Source organism: Streptomyces sp. NPDC039424, from assembly GCF_055639495.1.
The window spans coordinates 263,360-276,014 of record NZ_JBVKAI010000007.1; the positions used below are offsets into that span (position 1 = coordinate 263,360).

12 protein-coding genes and 2 pseudogenes are annotated in these 12,655 nt (G+C 69.7%); 6 read left to right on the plus strand and 8 right to left on the minus strand.

Translation table 11 applies throughout. The features are described 5' to 3' along the window. Positions 1 to 89 precede the first annotated feature (89 nt). The 3 genes from ACZ7L0_RS20250 to ACZ7L0_RS20260 all read left to right on the plus strand — a co-directional run bounded on the left by ACZ7L0_RS20250 (position 90) and on the right by ACZ7L0_RS20260 (position 2,672). On the plus strand, positions 90 to 1,127 hold the full coding sequence (locus ACZ7L0_RS20250) for a questin oxidase family protein (RefSeq protein ID WP_471243850.1): 1,038 nt from the start codon (positions 90 to 92) through the stop codon (positions 1,125 to 1,127). 124 nt (positions 1,128 to 1,251) lie between these two features. Beyond that, the gene (locus tag ACZ7L0_RS20255; protein WP_471243851.1) at positions 1,252 to 2,013 is read left to right on the plus strand and encodes an RICIN domain-containing protein; all 762 of its coding nucleotides are present in this window, start codon (positions 1,252 to 1,254) and stop codon (positions 2,011 to 2,013) included. A gap of 380 nt (positions 2,014 to 2,393) precedes the next feature. Beyond that, positions 2,394 to 2,672 carry a P-loop nucleotide/nucleoside kinase family protein gene (locus tag ACZ7L0_RS20260; protein ID WP_471243852.1) on the plus strand — a complete coding sequence of 93 codons (279 nt, stop codon included), beginning with the start codon at positions 2,394 to 2,396 and terminating at the stop codon, positions 2,670 to 2,672. A 61-nt stretch (positions 2,673 to 2,733) separates the two neighbouring features. Here ACZ7L0_RS20260 and ACZ7L0_RS20265 read toward each other — a convergent pair whose 3' ends face one another. Further along, positions 2,734 to 2,922 carry a DUF1737 domain-containing protein gene (locus ACZ7L0_RS20265; protein WP_471243853.1) on the minus strand — a complete coding sequence of 63 codons (189 nt, stop codon included), beginning with the start codon at positions 2,920 to 2,922 and terminating at the stop codon, positions 2,734 to 2,736. An 83-nt stretch (positions 2,923 to 3,005) separates the two neighbouring features. Next, positions 3,006 to 3,551 (minus strand): RBBP9/YdeN family alpha/beta hydrolase, encoded by a 546-nt coding sequence (locus tag ACZ7L0_RS20270; protein ID WP_471243854.1) that lies wholly within the window; start codon positions 3,549 to 3,551, stop codon positions 3,006 to 3,008. Positions 3,552 to 3,674: 123 nt separating this feature from the next. Here ACZ7L0_RS20270 and ACZ7L0_RS20275 point away from each other — a divergent pair, with 123 nt between their 5' ends. Continuing rightward, positions 3,675 to 4,130, plus strand: a complete 456-nt coding sequence (locus ACZ7L0_RS20275; RefSeq protein ID WP_471243855.1) for an Lrp/AsnC family transcriptional regulator — start codon at positions 3,675 to 3,677, stop codon at positions 4,128 to 4,130. Between the two features lie 38 nt (positions 4,131 to 4,168). On the opposite strand, the pseudogene ACZ7L0_RS20280 reads toward ACZ7L0_RS20275, so the two are convergent. Next, positions 4,169 to 4,399, minus strand: a pseudogene (locus tag ACZ7L0_RS20280) (sensor histidine kinase); the annotation flags it as partial. Here ACZ7L0_RS20280 and ACZ7L0_RS20285 point away from each other — a divergent pair. Further along, positions 4,399 to 5,796 (plus strand): annotated as a pseudogene (locus ACZ7L0_RS20285) (SulP family inorganic anion transporter); the annotation flags it as partial. The pseudogenes ACZ7L0_RS20280 and ACZ7L0_RS20285 sit on opposite strands and share 1 nt — an antisense overlap. Positions 5,797 to 5,957: 161 nt before the next feature. Further along, on the plus strand, positions 5,958 to 6,539 hold the full coding sequence (locus ACZ7L0_RS20290; RefSeq protein WP_471243856.1) for a TMEM165/GDT1 family protein: 582 nt from the start codon (positions 5,958 to 5,960) through the stop codon (positions 6,537 to 6,539). A gap of 75 nt (positions 6,540 to 6,614) precedes the next feature. Here ACZ7L0_RS20290 and ACZ7L0_RS20295 read toward each other — a convergent pair whose 3' ends face one another. From ACZ7L0_RS20295 to ACZ7L0_RS20315, 5 genes are read right to left on the minus strand one after another with little or no spacing between them, the layout of a single operon-like run. Beyond that, complete coding sequence (locus ACZ7L0_RS20295) at positions 6,615 to 8,018, minus strand: MATE family efflux transporter (protein WP_471243857.1); 1,404 nt, start codon at positions 8,016 to 8,018, stop codon at positions 6,615 to 6,617. 5 nt (positions 8,019 to 8,023) lie between these two features. Next, a complete protein-coding gene (locus ACZ7L0_RS20300; RefSeq protein WP_471243858.1) occupies positions 8,024 to 9,052 on the minus strand; it encodes a cysteine synthase family protein in 1,029 nt (342 codons plus the stop codon). Between the two features lie 44 nt (positions 9,053 to 9,096). Beyond that, a complete protein-coding gene (locus ACZ7L0_RS20305) occupies positions 9,097 to 10,446 on the minus strand; it encodes an alanine racemase (RefSeq protein WP_471243859.1) in 1,350 nt (449 codons plus the stop codon). Beyond that, positions 10,437 to 11,456: an ornithine cyclodeaminase family protein gene (locus tag ACZ7L0_RS20310; protein WP_471243860.1), complete on the minus strand. Its 1,020-nt coding sequence runs from the start codon at positions 11,454 to 11,456 to the stop codon at positions 10,437 to 10,439. Before ACZ7L0_RS20310 ends, ACZ7L0_RS20305 begins: the two co-directional genes overlap by 10 nt. Positions 11,457 to 11,493: 37 nt before the next feature. Then, a complete protein-coding gene (locus tag ACZ7L0_RS20315) occupies positions 11,494 to 12,483 on the minus strand; it encodes a TauD/TfdA family dioxygenase (RefSeq protein ID WP_471243861.1) in 990 nt (329 codons plus the stop codon). Between the last annotated feature and the right edge of the window lie 172 nt (positions 12,484 to 12,655).

Below are 12,655 nucleotides of genomic sequence, written 5' to 3' on the forward strand. Positions count from 1 at the left end.
CGAGGCCGCAGGTCCTAAGCCCGGTGGAGGGGCGTATCTCATACCCTGGCCCGATGGTGGCAAATCAGCGAGCGGTTAGCGTCAGTTGCATGGACACGAACAGCACGCTCGACGAGGCTTACGAAAGGCTGCATCGGACGGGACCGGAGTTCGAAGGCTGGTTGACCAATCACGGTCCCATGGCAGTGGAATCCATGGTCAGACGCGGGCACGCGCGACAGGTCCACCGCTGGTTGGACCGCTACATGCGTCGGCTGGACGAACGGCCACGCGGTACCTCGCCCATCACCGCCGACGGATGGCGTACGGCGCTCGGTGACCCTCATCGTCTCGGTGACTGGCTCGTGTTCTTCGAACGCGAGGTGATCGAACAGCCCTGGCGTGCGGTGCTGGAAACGTGGTGGCCACGGCTTCTGCCCGGCATCGCGGCCGGCGCCACACACGGGGTGATCCGTACCGGCCACGCGGTCCACGCCCTGCTGGATTACGAGGACGGGCCACGCTTGACCGAGCTCGGCCAAGCCCTCGGCTACTGGGCGGCCCGCTGGCAGCCCGTCCCGCTCGCTCCCCCCTCCGGCACCGCCGACCCGGCGTCCGCACTCGCCGGCGTTCCGCGCGTGCCCGACCAGACCGCGGGCATCAACCACCGGCTCGACCAGCTCACCGGCCTGACAAGCTGGCCAACCGCGCTGGCCGCGCTGAGACCCGCCACGGACGCCGAGCAGGCCCGGAAGCTGCTGGCCGATCTGACGACTGCCGCCGGCGTGCACTACCTCCCGAACGCACATGGCTCGCCCGTCATGCTGGTTCACGCCGTGACCGCGCCCATGGCCGTCCTGCGCACCCTGCCCGCACTCCCCAGCACCCAATGGGTCATGAGCCTGCACGCGGCCTGGGCGGCCAGCGCGGCCGTGACTGCGGCCTACGCCCCAGCCACACCCGCACCTCGACACAGCCTTCCCTCCGCCCCCGAATCGGCGGACGAGGTGTTCGCCCTTGCCGTCCGTCACCAGGACGAACACGTCATCAAGCTCGCCGACACCTGCCTCGACGTGCACCAGCACACGGGCCGCGTCGAGGCGCTTGCCGCAGTGGTCCGGGCGACCGAGCTGATCGACGAGTTTTGACGACGCGCCTTTGTACTGCGACGGCGTCTCCTCCGGGCTGGACCATGACGGTTCGGTGATCGGCGTGCCGGCAATAGCGCCCGGAGGCACTTCGCCGGACAGGCCGGCCGCCTCCCCGGGCAGGATGGGGAAGAGCTCGCCCGTCACCACCCCGAGCAGGACGACGTCCCGCCAGGTGTGGTGGCGTGCGGCGAAGAAGGTCCTCGGTGTGGAGAACCAGTCCACCGCCAACGGTGCCAAGGTCCTTCAGTGGGACGACAACAACACCCTGGACCACGAATGGGCCGTCGCCCCGCACCCCGTCGGCGGCTACACGCTCACCAACCGCCTCACCGGCAAGTACCTTGAGATCCCCAGCGCTTCCACCGCCACCGGCGCCTCCGCCGGTCAGTGGAGCGGCACCGGCTGCGCCTGCCAGCGCTGGAACCTCGCCCAGACCGCCCTGCCCCCGCTGGGCACCGGACAGTACATCCTCCTCAACAAGAACAGCGGCAAGCACCTGGACATCCCCAACGCTTCCACCACCACCGGCACAGCCGCCGACCAGTGGCAGAACTCCGCCTGCACCTGCCAGCTGTTCACCTTCCAGTCCGCGGGCGGCGGAGCCTGGACCGTCAAGAGCGTCAACAGCAAGCTCAACCTGGACATCCGCAGCGGCTCCACCACCACCCCGGGAGCCGCCATCGTCCAGAACACGCCCTCCACCGCCGACTCGCAGAAGTGGACCCTCACCGACGCGGGCAACCGCTACTACAAACTCGAGAACGTCAACAGCGGCCTCAACACCGGCGTCGCCCAGTCCTCCACCAGCAACGGCGCCCCCGTCGTCCAGTGGAACGACCTGACCGTCGACGACCAGCTCTGGAAGATCGTCCGCGTCAACTGACCGGCTGCCGCCCCACTGGCGTCGGCTTCACCATGGGCCTCCTGTCAGCTCGGGATCGCGATGCGAACCGAGCGACAGGAGGCCCTGGTGGTCGCGCCCGACGCACCGTCAGCAGCCAGCGATGACGTCCAGCGCCTCCGGTAGGTGGCCACCCCCGGTTCCCGTGTGCTCAACCGTTCCCGATGAAGAGTGCGGTCGCTGAGGTCTTGGGACGGAAGCTGGCCGCTCCGGTCGTGTCCGTCGATCCTCGAAGCGGCGATGTGGCGTGCGGGGGTGGCCCGTAGCCAGCCCACTGGCCTGGCGGCGTATGTCGTGGCTGAAGCCGTGGCCGGCGGTGTGCTGGCTCTGGGGCAATCTGTGTCGTTGATGCGGTCAACGCCGTGGAGGTGGCGCGGGAGCAGTGGCGGTCGCTGGCGGATCGTCATGGCGTGCGGGTGGCGTTCATCGAGGTGGTGTGTTCGGATCCAGTGGTGCATCGCCGGCGGTTGGAGGGCCGATCCCCTGGGATCGAGGGCTTCGTGGAGCCGACGTGGGAGGCGGTGGAGCAGTTGCGGTCGGAGTTCGCCCCGTGGGCCGATCACCGGTTGGTGCTGGACGCGGTGGTCGACGTGTCGTCCAACGTCGCGACGGCCCTTGGGTTCCTGGCCGCGGCATCCTGATCCGTCGTGGGTTGACCGCCAGGTAGGTGTCCTCACCAGCCCACCGCCATAGGAAAGGCCGCTACTGCCGTGTCGGCGGCCACACCAGTGCCTGGGCGACGATGACGTTGTCACCGTTGAAAGTGATGGCGGGGCCCTGGTGCAGTTCGTAGCCGAGGCCGATCGCCTCGCTGACACGTCGGCAGAATGTCTCGTCGTCTGGGCCGGTCAGGACTCGATAGACAGGCAGTCCGTCCGGGGGTGTGCTCATGTCCATAGGCAACTGGCCCTTCCACGCTGGTACGTGCCGGAAGGCGCGGCACGACGGTGTGCTCGGCATCGGATCGGTGCATCCTATCGGTGGGCGAGTGTGCGAAGGAGTTCCCGGCCGACCTGCCAGCCGCCGAGACGGCTGTCGGAGTTGATGTGTCCGTGGCCTCTGATGAGATGCGGTTGCGCCTGCCACCCGTGCGCGAACGAGGCCGCGGTCGTGGGGTCGCAGTAGGGGTCGTCGTCGCTGGAGACCATCAGACTTCGGCATGGCAGAGGGTGAGCGGACAGCTCAAGGAACGTTGACGCGGCCTCACGTGGGAACGCCGGTCCCTGGGGATCGGGTGGCGCGACCAGGAATGCCGTAACCCCGTCGGGCCGCGTCCGGGCCAGCCACTGAGCGGCTGCCCAGCAGCCGAGGCTGTGAGCCACCAACGTCACCTGGTCGTCGCGCTCGCAAGCGATCTCGTAGGCGGCCTGGACTGCGGCAACCCAGTCCCGTAGGTCCGGCATGTTCCACGAGGACGGTGCGATCCGGACCGCTGAGGCTCCCCACTGGTTCTCCCACAAGCTCTGCCAGTGCCTCTCATCCGAACCGTCGATCCCTGGGATGATGACGTACGCGGCCATCGCGCACCGCCCTTCCAATCGTGGCTCCCACGCGCTGTGGGCACCTTCTGCGGCGATTGTCGATGGACCGGCGGTGATGACCGGGCTCAGCAACTGATTCCTAAGAAAGTGGATGCGACAACGATGGAATCACTCGACAAGATCGACCGCGCCATCCTGGAGCTTCTCCAGACGGACGGCAGGCTCACCGGAGCCGAGGTCGGACGCCGAGTCGGGCTGTCCCAACCAGCAGCCGGTGCCCGTATCCAACGTCTGGAGAAGACCGGAATCATCACCGGCTACCGCGCGGTCGTCGCCCCGACCATGGTGGGACTGAACATCCACGCCGTCATCCGGCTGCGCACCAGCCACGCGCAGCTGTCCCAAGCACTCACCCTCGCCGCCCAGACTCCCGAGGTCGTCTCGACCCTCCGCGTGACCGGCGAGGACTGCCTGCTGTTCGACGTGCACTGCCCCCATGCCGAACGCCTTGAGCAGGTCGTGGACTCCCTCGCCCGCTACGGACCGGTCACCACCTCGCTCGTACTGCGTAGTTACCCAACCAAGTCGCTGCCCACGGCACCGCCGACAACGTCATGACCCGCAACAGCTGGACGTGAGTGCTGAGGCAGGCATCGTCACATCCGTGCGGCGGGTTGCCGACTGCGTGTGCCCGGGTGGGTAAAGGCGTGGATGGGGTTGGGGCGAATGGAACCGGAGTTTGCGCAGGGCAGGCTGATCACGGCGTCGAGCCCTCCGGTGGGTACGGGGCGCAGGGCGACATCGCCTCCTCCGGCGTGAGCGAGGCGTTGGACGAGGGCGAGGCCAAGGCCGGTGCCGCCTTTGGGGGCGTCGGGGGCTCGCCAGAAGCCAGGCCTACCCCCTTGCCGACTCCAAGGCACCCGGCAGCCCGCTGGAGAACATGGCGGGTATCCCCGCCCTGATCGCCCGAACCGCGGCCGACCCGCAGGCGGCGACAGCCGCCGGGCTCGGCATCCTCACCATCGTTCTCAGCTTCCAGTGGAAGCTCGTGCCCGCACCGCTGAAGAAGATCCCCGCCGCGTTGGTCGCCGTGGCCGCGGGCATGGCGGTCGCGTCACTCCCCGGCGTCGAGGTGAAGACCCTCCAAGTCGGCAACCTGCTCGATTCCGTCCACGTCCCCGGCGCGCAGCAACTGGGTCAACTCGCCGACCCGGCCATCCTCGGTGCGATCCTGACCTTCACCGTCATCGCCTCGGCGGAGAGCCTGTTCACGGCCGCCGCCGTGGACCGAATGCACAGCGGGCCGCGCACCCGCTACAACAGCGAGCTCATCGCCCAGGGGGCGGGCAACACATTGTGCGGGATCCTGGGCGCGCTGCCCGTGACCGCCGTCGTCGCCCGCAGCTCCGCCAACGTCCAGTCCGGCGCCAAGACACGGGCCTCCCGCACCCTGCATGGCCTGTGGCTGCTCGCCTTCGCCGTCCTGCTGCCCCAGGTGCTCGCCCTGATCCCGATCTCCGTGCTCGCCGGCGTGCTGGTCCACAGCGGATGGAAGCTGTTCGCACCGGCCGAGTTCCCGAAGATGTGGCGCCAGGACCGCGGTGAGTTCACCGTCATGACGCTGACCACCCTTGTCATCGTCGCCACGGCCCTGCTCGAAGGCGTGCTGTTCGGGCTCGCCGCCGGAGTCGTGCTGGCTGCCCTGCGCATGTCGCAGACTGTCGTCGAGCAGCACTCGGCTCATGACACGGCCAAGATCGTCATGGGCGGAAACGCCACGTTTCTGCGTCTTCCCAAGCTCATCGACGCCCTGGAGGCGGCAGCCGCCTCGGACAAGCCCCGCATCCGCCTCGACCTGACCGGCGTCACTCACCTCGACCATGCCTGCCGCAACCAGATCGAGGAGTTCGTCGCACAGCAACGGACATCGGGCAGGCGTGTGGAGGTGTTCATGCCCGGCGCTCCGGCATCTGTCACCGAGACGGCGAAGTCGGAACACGGTCGCACCGACCGACAGACCGATGCCGCGGACCGGCTCACCACCGGGCCTGCTGACACCTCGGGTGCTGCACCGGCATCGCCTCACGCACAAGACGCGCGGCCCGTGGCGCAGCCCATCGCGGAGATGGCCGCGCCGCCATCGCACCCGTACGGTGCGACCGCCCCTTCGCCGGAGCCCGGGCCGACGGCCGAGTGGTACTACCTGGACACCCGGCCTCCGACCGACGAATACGGAAGGCCACGCATGTTCCGGCGCGGAGGCAGGCCCTCACCGCATGCCTGAACACACAAACATTCCACGGCCGACCGCTCCTGCATTTGTGCGAGCAGGGCGGTCGCCGTTGCGGGCTGTTCCGCCATGCTGGGCAAAACGGGTTCTCCCCGTCGCCCGCCAGGCGCCGCACGGGCCCGCGGCCCGGCCCCAGCAGAAAGCACCCTCGCGGAATGCCCCTCGACCCCCTGGCGATCATCACCGCCTTCGGGCTGATCTTCCTCGCCGAACTCCCCGACAAGACCATGTTCGCCTCGCTGGCCATGGGCACGCGCATGCGGCCCCTGTACGTGTGGTTCGGCACCTCCACCGCGTTCCTCGTGCATGTCTCCATCGCGGTGGGCGCCGGAAGCCTGCTCGGCCTGCTGCCGCCCATGGCCGTCAAACTTGTCTCCGCCGCCCTGTTCGCCTTCGGTGCCTTCGTACTGCTGCGCGGCGGACACGACGACGAAGACGACACGGCGGCCAAGACGGTCACCGGCTTCTGGCCCGTCTACACCACCGCCTTCATGGCCGTCTTCATCAGCGAGTGGGGCGACCTCACCCAGATCACCACGGCCAACCTCGCCGCCACCCATGGCTGGCTTCCCACCGCGATCGGCTCCGCCGCCGCACTGATGTCCGTGTCCGCTCTGGCCTTGTTGGTGGGCCGGTTCATCGCCCAGCGCGTTCCGCTCAAGACGGTGCAGCGGATGGGAGCACTATGCATGGCGGGCCTCGCTCTCTGGACGCTCATCGAAGCCTTCGCCGGCTGACGTCGGCGACGCCACGGCAGGCCCGACGCTCGGACCGCCGCGGCAAGGGACGAGGGACCATCCGGCGGCGCGGCTTCAGGCGACGGCCGGCTGTCCGGGTGCCCGCAGGGTCAGGGCCTGGTGGTAGCGCCGCAGCAGGAGCAGGGCGGTGGCGGCGAGGCCGGTGAGGAGGCCGAGCCAGACGCCGACCGTCTCCAGACCGGCGAGGTGACCGAACAGCCAGGCGGCGGGCAGGCCGATCAGCCAGTAGCCGACGAGGGTGATCCGGAAGCCGCTCTTGGTGTCGTCCAGGCCGCGCAGCAGGCCGACGCCGATGTTCTGCGCGCAGTCGAAGAACTGCAGGACGGCCGCGACCAAAAGGAGGTTGGTGGCGATGTCCGTCGCGCTGTGCCCGTCGGCGGCCGACGGGTCGAGGAAGGGGCGCAGCACCAGGCGGGGGACGGTGAGGTAGACGATGCCGACCACGGTCATCACGGCCGCCGCGCAGGCCAGCGCCGTGTTCTTGATGCGCCGGGCCGCCGAGGTCCGGTCCAGGGCGAGTTCGCGGCTGACGTTGAGGGACGCGGCGTGGGACAGCCCGACCGCGATCTGGAAGACGATGTAGATGAGCTGGTTGACGGCGGTGTGCGCGGCCAGTGCGGCGCTGCCGAAGGTTCCGATCAGCAGGGCGACGACGGAGAAGAAGCCGGCCTCGGAGCCGTAGGTGGCGGCGATGGGTACGCCCAGGCCGGTCAGCCGGCGCAGGGTCGCGGGGCGGGCCCTCCATATCCGGATGTCCAGCAGCGGGGCGAGGCGGGGATCGCGGCGGGCGGACGCGTAAAGGGCCACGCAGGTCAGCGCGTACACCAGGGATGTGGAGACGCCGATGCCGGGCAGACCCAGCTCGGGAACGCCCCAGGTGCCTTCGACGAACGCCCAGTTGAGGGCCGCGTTGACGGCGACGGAGGCGAGGGTGATGCGCAGCAGGGCCTGCGGGCGGCGCATGCCGACGGTGAACTGGCGGATGGCCTGGAACCACAGGCAGGGGATCAGGCCGGGGGCGAGGGCGAGCAGCACCGGCCAGGCCGTGTCCACGACCTCGGGGTCCTGGCCGAGATGGGCGACGGCCCGGCCCACCAGCAGGATGACGAGCGCGCCGACGACGCCGGCCAGGGTGGCCAGCGCCAGCGCGGCGCGCACGACGTCCCGGACCTCCTCGGACGCCGCGTCGGTGAGCTCGTCGTCCTCGTCGGCGCGGGCTGAGGTCGCCGACACCTGGTTGCCGACCGCGGTGACCAGGCCGACGCCCATGGTCCGCAGCTGGTTGAAGATGACCAGCGCCAGGCCGCCGCCGGCCAGCGCCTCGGCTCCCGTCAGGCCCATCATCACCGTGTCGGTGGTGGTGAGGGCGACCTGGGCGAGCTGGGTCAGGGCGAGTGGTACGGCCAGGGTCGCCAGGGCGCGGCCGTCCCGGAGCAGGGTGGTGAGCGGTGTCGGCATCGGTGTCAGTTCTCGCGGAGTTTGGTCAGCAGCTCGTCGATCTCGCGTTCGACGGCCGGGTCGATGAGGTGGCGGGCGTTCATCCAGTCGTCGTTGAAGACGGTGTCCATGTATTTCTCGCCTCCGTCGTTGATCAGCGCGACCATAGTCGTGCTCGGCGCGAGGGAGGGCATGCGGATCAGCGCCTCGTACACCACACCGCCCGCGGAGCCGCCGATGAGGAGCCCGGTGCGGCGGGCGACGACCCGGGCGGTGGCGAACGCCTCCACGTCACCGACCTTCACGCCCTCGTCGATCAGGTCGAAGTCGACGAGAAGGCCGATCGTGGCGCCCTCGGGGGTGCCGGTGCCGGACTGGTAGTAGTCGTGGGCGGGACCACCGAAGGCGATGGACCCTTTCGGCTCGACGCCCACGATCCGCACGCCCGGCACGGTCTTGCGCAGCTCGCGGCCGGTCCCGCACAGTCCGCCGCCGGTGCCGACGGCACCGACCAGGACGTCGACACGTCCGTCCAGGGCGGCGTCGAGTTCGCGGCCGACCGGGTAGTAACCGACCGCGTTGGCGGGGTTGTTGTGCTGCTCGGTGAAGTAGGCGTTGTCGTCCTCGTCCGCCATCTTCTCGGCGAAGTCCTCGCGGGCGGCGGTGGCCAGCTCCTCGTCACCGTCCTCCGCGACATAGACGAGTTCGGCGCCCAGCGCTTTCATGCCTCGCAGTTTGTCGGAGCAGGCGTGGTGGTCGACGACCGCGGTGAAGGTGTAGCCGCGTTCCGCGGCGATGACGGCGAGGCCCAGCCCGGTGTTGCCCGAGGTCGACTCGATGATGCGGCCGCCGGGGCGCAACGCGCCCCGCTCCTCGGCTTCGAGGACCATCTGGCGGGCCATACGGATCTTCGCGGTGCCGGTGGGGTTGAACTGCTCCAGTTTCAGCAGCAGTCGGCTGCCGGTCTCGGTGCGGCACAGCTCGAACAGCGGGGTGTGGCCGATGAGGTCGGAAACACGACTGACCACGGCAGGACGCGACAGCGTCTTGTCCATCGGATGACTCCAAGTGAGGGGAGAAGTCTGGGCTTCGGGGAGAGTCAGGCGAGCGGATGGCGGTCGAGCCGCCAGCGGGTAAGGCCACCACCGTCGGTGTCGAGGACGACCTTCGGGGGGAGCGGAAGCTCGTGGAAAGGGGACTCGTTGGAGTCCATCTGGTATCCGGCGGTGTTGGGGTAGACCAGCAGGTCACCGACGGTCGGGCGGGCCGGCAGGAGCACCTTCCGCCAGGTGAGCATGTCGGACTCCAGGCAGGTGGCGCCGCCGACGCACGCGGCGTACGGCCGGTCGTCGACGGCTTGTGAGACAGGCAACGGGTCCGGCAGATACTCGCTGTTGAACCACTGCTCGGACAGGCTCAGGCTGCTGCCGTCCACGGTGACGATGCCGTAGCCGCCCCGGTCCTTGACACCTTGCACGCGGAACACCGTGCATCCGGCCCGGTCCAGCAACGCCCGCCCCGGTTCCAGCAGGAGCGCCACTCCCGCCGCGCGCAGTCGTTCGGCGAGGTCGTGCGCGCCGAGGACGGCACGCAGGGCGTCGGCGCCCGCCACGGGGGAGTGGTACGGGTAGAAGTCCGCCGCGTCGAAGGTCCTGCCCGCGTGGTAGTGGTCGGGCTGTTGTGCGCGCAGGAAGCCTTCCCAGTGCTCGGCGTCGGTGTAGTCGACGGCGAACCCGCCGCCGATACTGATCCGGTCCGCTCGCAGGCCGAGCACCCTCGCCTTGAGGCACAGCTCGATCGACTCGGCCGCCGACTCGGCGCGCGACCGTGTGTCGTAGCCGGACAGATGGAAGGAGAAACCCTCCATCACGACGGCCTCGCCCGCCTCCGCGCACCGCGCGAGGGCGGAATCCAACTCCCGATCCGTCAGCCCGAATCGGCTCTGCCGCTGTGCGGGCGGCAGCCGTCGCAGCAGCACTCGCGCCGCACGTCCCGTGGCCCGCGCCTGATCGATGACGCGATCCAACTCGTCGAGCGCGTCCACGGCGATCAGACAGCCCTGCAGCACGGCGACCCGCAGCAGGCCGTCGGCTTTGGCGGGCCCGGTGACCACGACGTACTCGCCGCGCACCCCGTGTCCGAGCGCATCGCTCAACTCGCCCGTGCTGGCCACGTCCACGCCCGTGCCGGACAGCGCGCAGCGGTCCATCCAGAGGGCGGCCTTGTTGGCCTTCTTCGCGTAATACACGCGGCCCTCAACGCCCGCCTCTTCCAACGCCCGGTTGAAGGAGGCCACGTTGGCGTCGAAGCGGTCGGGCAGCAGCAGATGGAACGGGCCGCCGAGCGCGTACGACACCTCGTGCGGCAGTCCGCTGCCGAGAATCGCGTCGAGGCGAGGGTCCGGGTGTGCGGGCAGCGGGGGAGCGGCGGCGGTGCCGGTCACTGCCACAGCCGCACTCGCGTTCCCAGACCCTGCTCGATGGCCAGTTGCGCGAAGCGGTGCCCGAGCGCGATGTCGGTGACGACCAGGCCGCTGTTGTACGCGAAGATCCGCTCGTCGGCCGAGCGTCGCCCCTCGGCCCGGCCCGCCACGACCTCGGGGAACTCCGCGTCCACCGGCGGGAAGTTGCCGTCCGCGTCGGCCATGTCGATGCCGGTGACCTTCATCTGTGCCTCACTGGTGGCCACGACCCGGTCCGCCTGCCGCAGAGTCGAGGGGGCGATACCGTGTCCGACCAGGATCGACAGCGCGCTCGGCTTCAGGTCCGCCGCCTCCACCGCGGCCGGCGTGTGCTGTCCTGCGGTGGCGACCACCACGTCGGCGTCGGCCGCGGCGGCCCGTACGTCGTCGACCACCTCCAATTCACGCCCGGGGAAATGGTGTTGGAGCCGTTCACGGACCGCGGTGAGACCGTCGGGGTGAGTGCCGTACACCATGAGCCGGTCCAGGTCCGGCAGTGTGGTGAGCAGGAACGGCAGGGCCAGCCGGCCCTGGGTTCCGGTGCCGATGACGAGAGCGCTGCGGCTGCCGGGCGCCGCGCACTCGCGGGCCAGCAGCGCCGAGACGGCGGGGGTGCGCAGCGAGCCGATGCGGCCGCAGTCCATCATCGCGACCGGCAGTCCGGTGACGTCGTCGTAGATGGTGAGGGTCGTGTAGTAGTGCTGCTCGTCGCGCGAGCGGTCCAGGCCGTGCTTGTACGAGGTCTTGACGGCGACGACCTCACGGACCCCGTCGCGGCCGAGCATGGCGTACGAGACGGAGTGGCCGTCCTCGGGTTTGACGGTGAGCTTGCGCGGGTTGGCGGACTTGCCGTCGGCCAGGGTGCGGTACGCCTGCTCGACCACGTCGACCACGTCGGTCAGGGAGATGTCGATGCCCGCGAGGTCGCTGGTGCTCAGGATGCGCAGGGCTTTGTCGTCCGCGGATGCGTCGTCCGGGGTGTCGGCGCTTGGGGCCACGGTGGTTCCCTTCGCTGTAAGGATGATTGACGATCAGTCAGACAAGGGCCACGAGCGCGGCCTGTCCGTACCCGTGTTCGTCGGCCTCGGTCAGGGGGCGGCTGCGGCGGCCGGGGATGCGCACCGAGGCACGCTTGAGCCAGCGGTCGGTGCCGTCGTAGCGGGCCTTGAAGGGCACCCGGCCGTGGACGACCACGTCGTTGTCGACGACCAGGACGTCGCCGGGCTCCATGGCGACGGCGACCGACACGCGCTCCAGTTCGGCCGTCAGACGGTCGTAGGCGGCGCGGTAGTCGGCGGGCGCCTCGTCGAGCGGGGTGTAGGCGGGGTCGTAGCGCAGGGTATGTCCGGCCTCGGTCTCCCACAGGACGGGGACCTTCGGCGGCTCTCCCGCGAAGGTCCGCGCCTCGGCGTAGGCGTCGTCGGGGAGGATCGGCAGCTCCGGTCGGGACAGCAGGGCGATGTCGTCCGGGCTGAGCCGGATTTTGCGGACGCTGGCGGCGGTGGTGGCGACGGCGTCGTGGTTGCGCATGCAGGCGAGCAGCAGCAGGTGGGCGCGGCCGGGGTGGAAGGCGTCCTCGGTGTGCGGGCTGAGCAGCACGGTACTGCTGGCGCCGGTCTGCTCGGCCTCGTGGCCGGGCGAGGGCACGATGTTGTGCACGAACCGGCCCTCCTGCTGGCCCTCCCAGGCGATGGGGTGGCCCATGGCGGTGGCGAGCAGCAGCAGGATCACGTCCCAGGTGGCGGCGCGATCGCCCGCTGCGGCCCAACTGCCGGGCGTGGGGCCGATTCCGGCGTCGTCGACGGGCAGTCCGCGCAGGACGAACAGGCCGTCGTCCGTGTCGACCGGGCGGCAGGCGTACAGGATCGTTTCGCCTAACCGGGCGGCGGAGGCCCCGACCCGACGGAGCAGTTCGGGACGTGCGGCCGAACTGCCGAACTCGGCGAGGATCTTCTGGGCGATGTCGGTCAGCTCGTCGACGGCGTGCACGTCGAGCTGGCGCAGGGGTAAGGCTCCCGTGGGCATGGCGCGGTCATCCGTTTCGGAGGCGGGTGCGGGTGCGGGTGAGAGATCGAGCTCGAAAGTGCCGACCTTGTGCGGCCGCCTGTGGGTCGGCTGTGTGATCGCTGCCGAAACGTATCAGCCGTAATTAGGTTAGGCAACCCTAACTATCCACCCGTGCTTCGATTGCGGTGCG

Coding starts and splice junctions, on each gene's coding strand:
- ACZ7L0_RS20250 (WP_471243850.1), top strand. CDS start 90: ATGGACACGAACAGCACGCTCGACGAGGCTTACGAAAGGCTGCATCGG.
- ACZ7L0_RS20255 (WP_471243851.1), top strand. CDS start 1,252: ATGGGGAAGAGCTCGCCCGTCACCACCCCGAGCAGGACGACGTCCCGC.
- ACZ7L0_RS20265 (WP_471243853.1), bottom strand. CDS start 2,922: ATGAGCACACCCCCGGACGGACTGCCTGTCTATCGAGTCCTGACCGGC.
- ACZ7L0_RS20270 (WP_471243854.1), bottom strand. CDS start 3,551: ATGGCCGCGTACGTCATCATCCCAGGGATCGACGGTTCGGATGAGAGG.
- ACZ7L0_RS20275 (WP_471243855.1), top strand. CDS start 3,675: ATGGAATCACTCGACAAGATCGACCGCGCCATCCTGGAGCTTCTCCAG.
- ACZ7L0_RS20290 (WP_471243856.1), top strand. CDS start 5,958: ATGCCCCTCGACCCCCTGGCGATCATCACCGCCTTCGGGCTGATCTTC.
- ACZ7L0_RS20295 (WP_471243857.1), bottom strand. CDS start 8,018: ATGCCGACACCGCTCACCACCCTGCTCCGGGACGGCCGCGCCCTGGCG.
- ACZ7L0_RS20300 (WP_471243858.1), bottom strand. CDS start 9,052: ATGGACAAGACGCTGTCGCGTCCTGCCGTGGTCAGTCGTGTTTCCGAC.
- ACZ7L0_RS20315 (WP_471243861.1), bottom strand. CDS start 12,483: ATGCCCACGGGAGCCTTACCCCTGCGCCAGCTCGACGTGCACGCCGTC.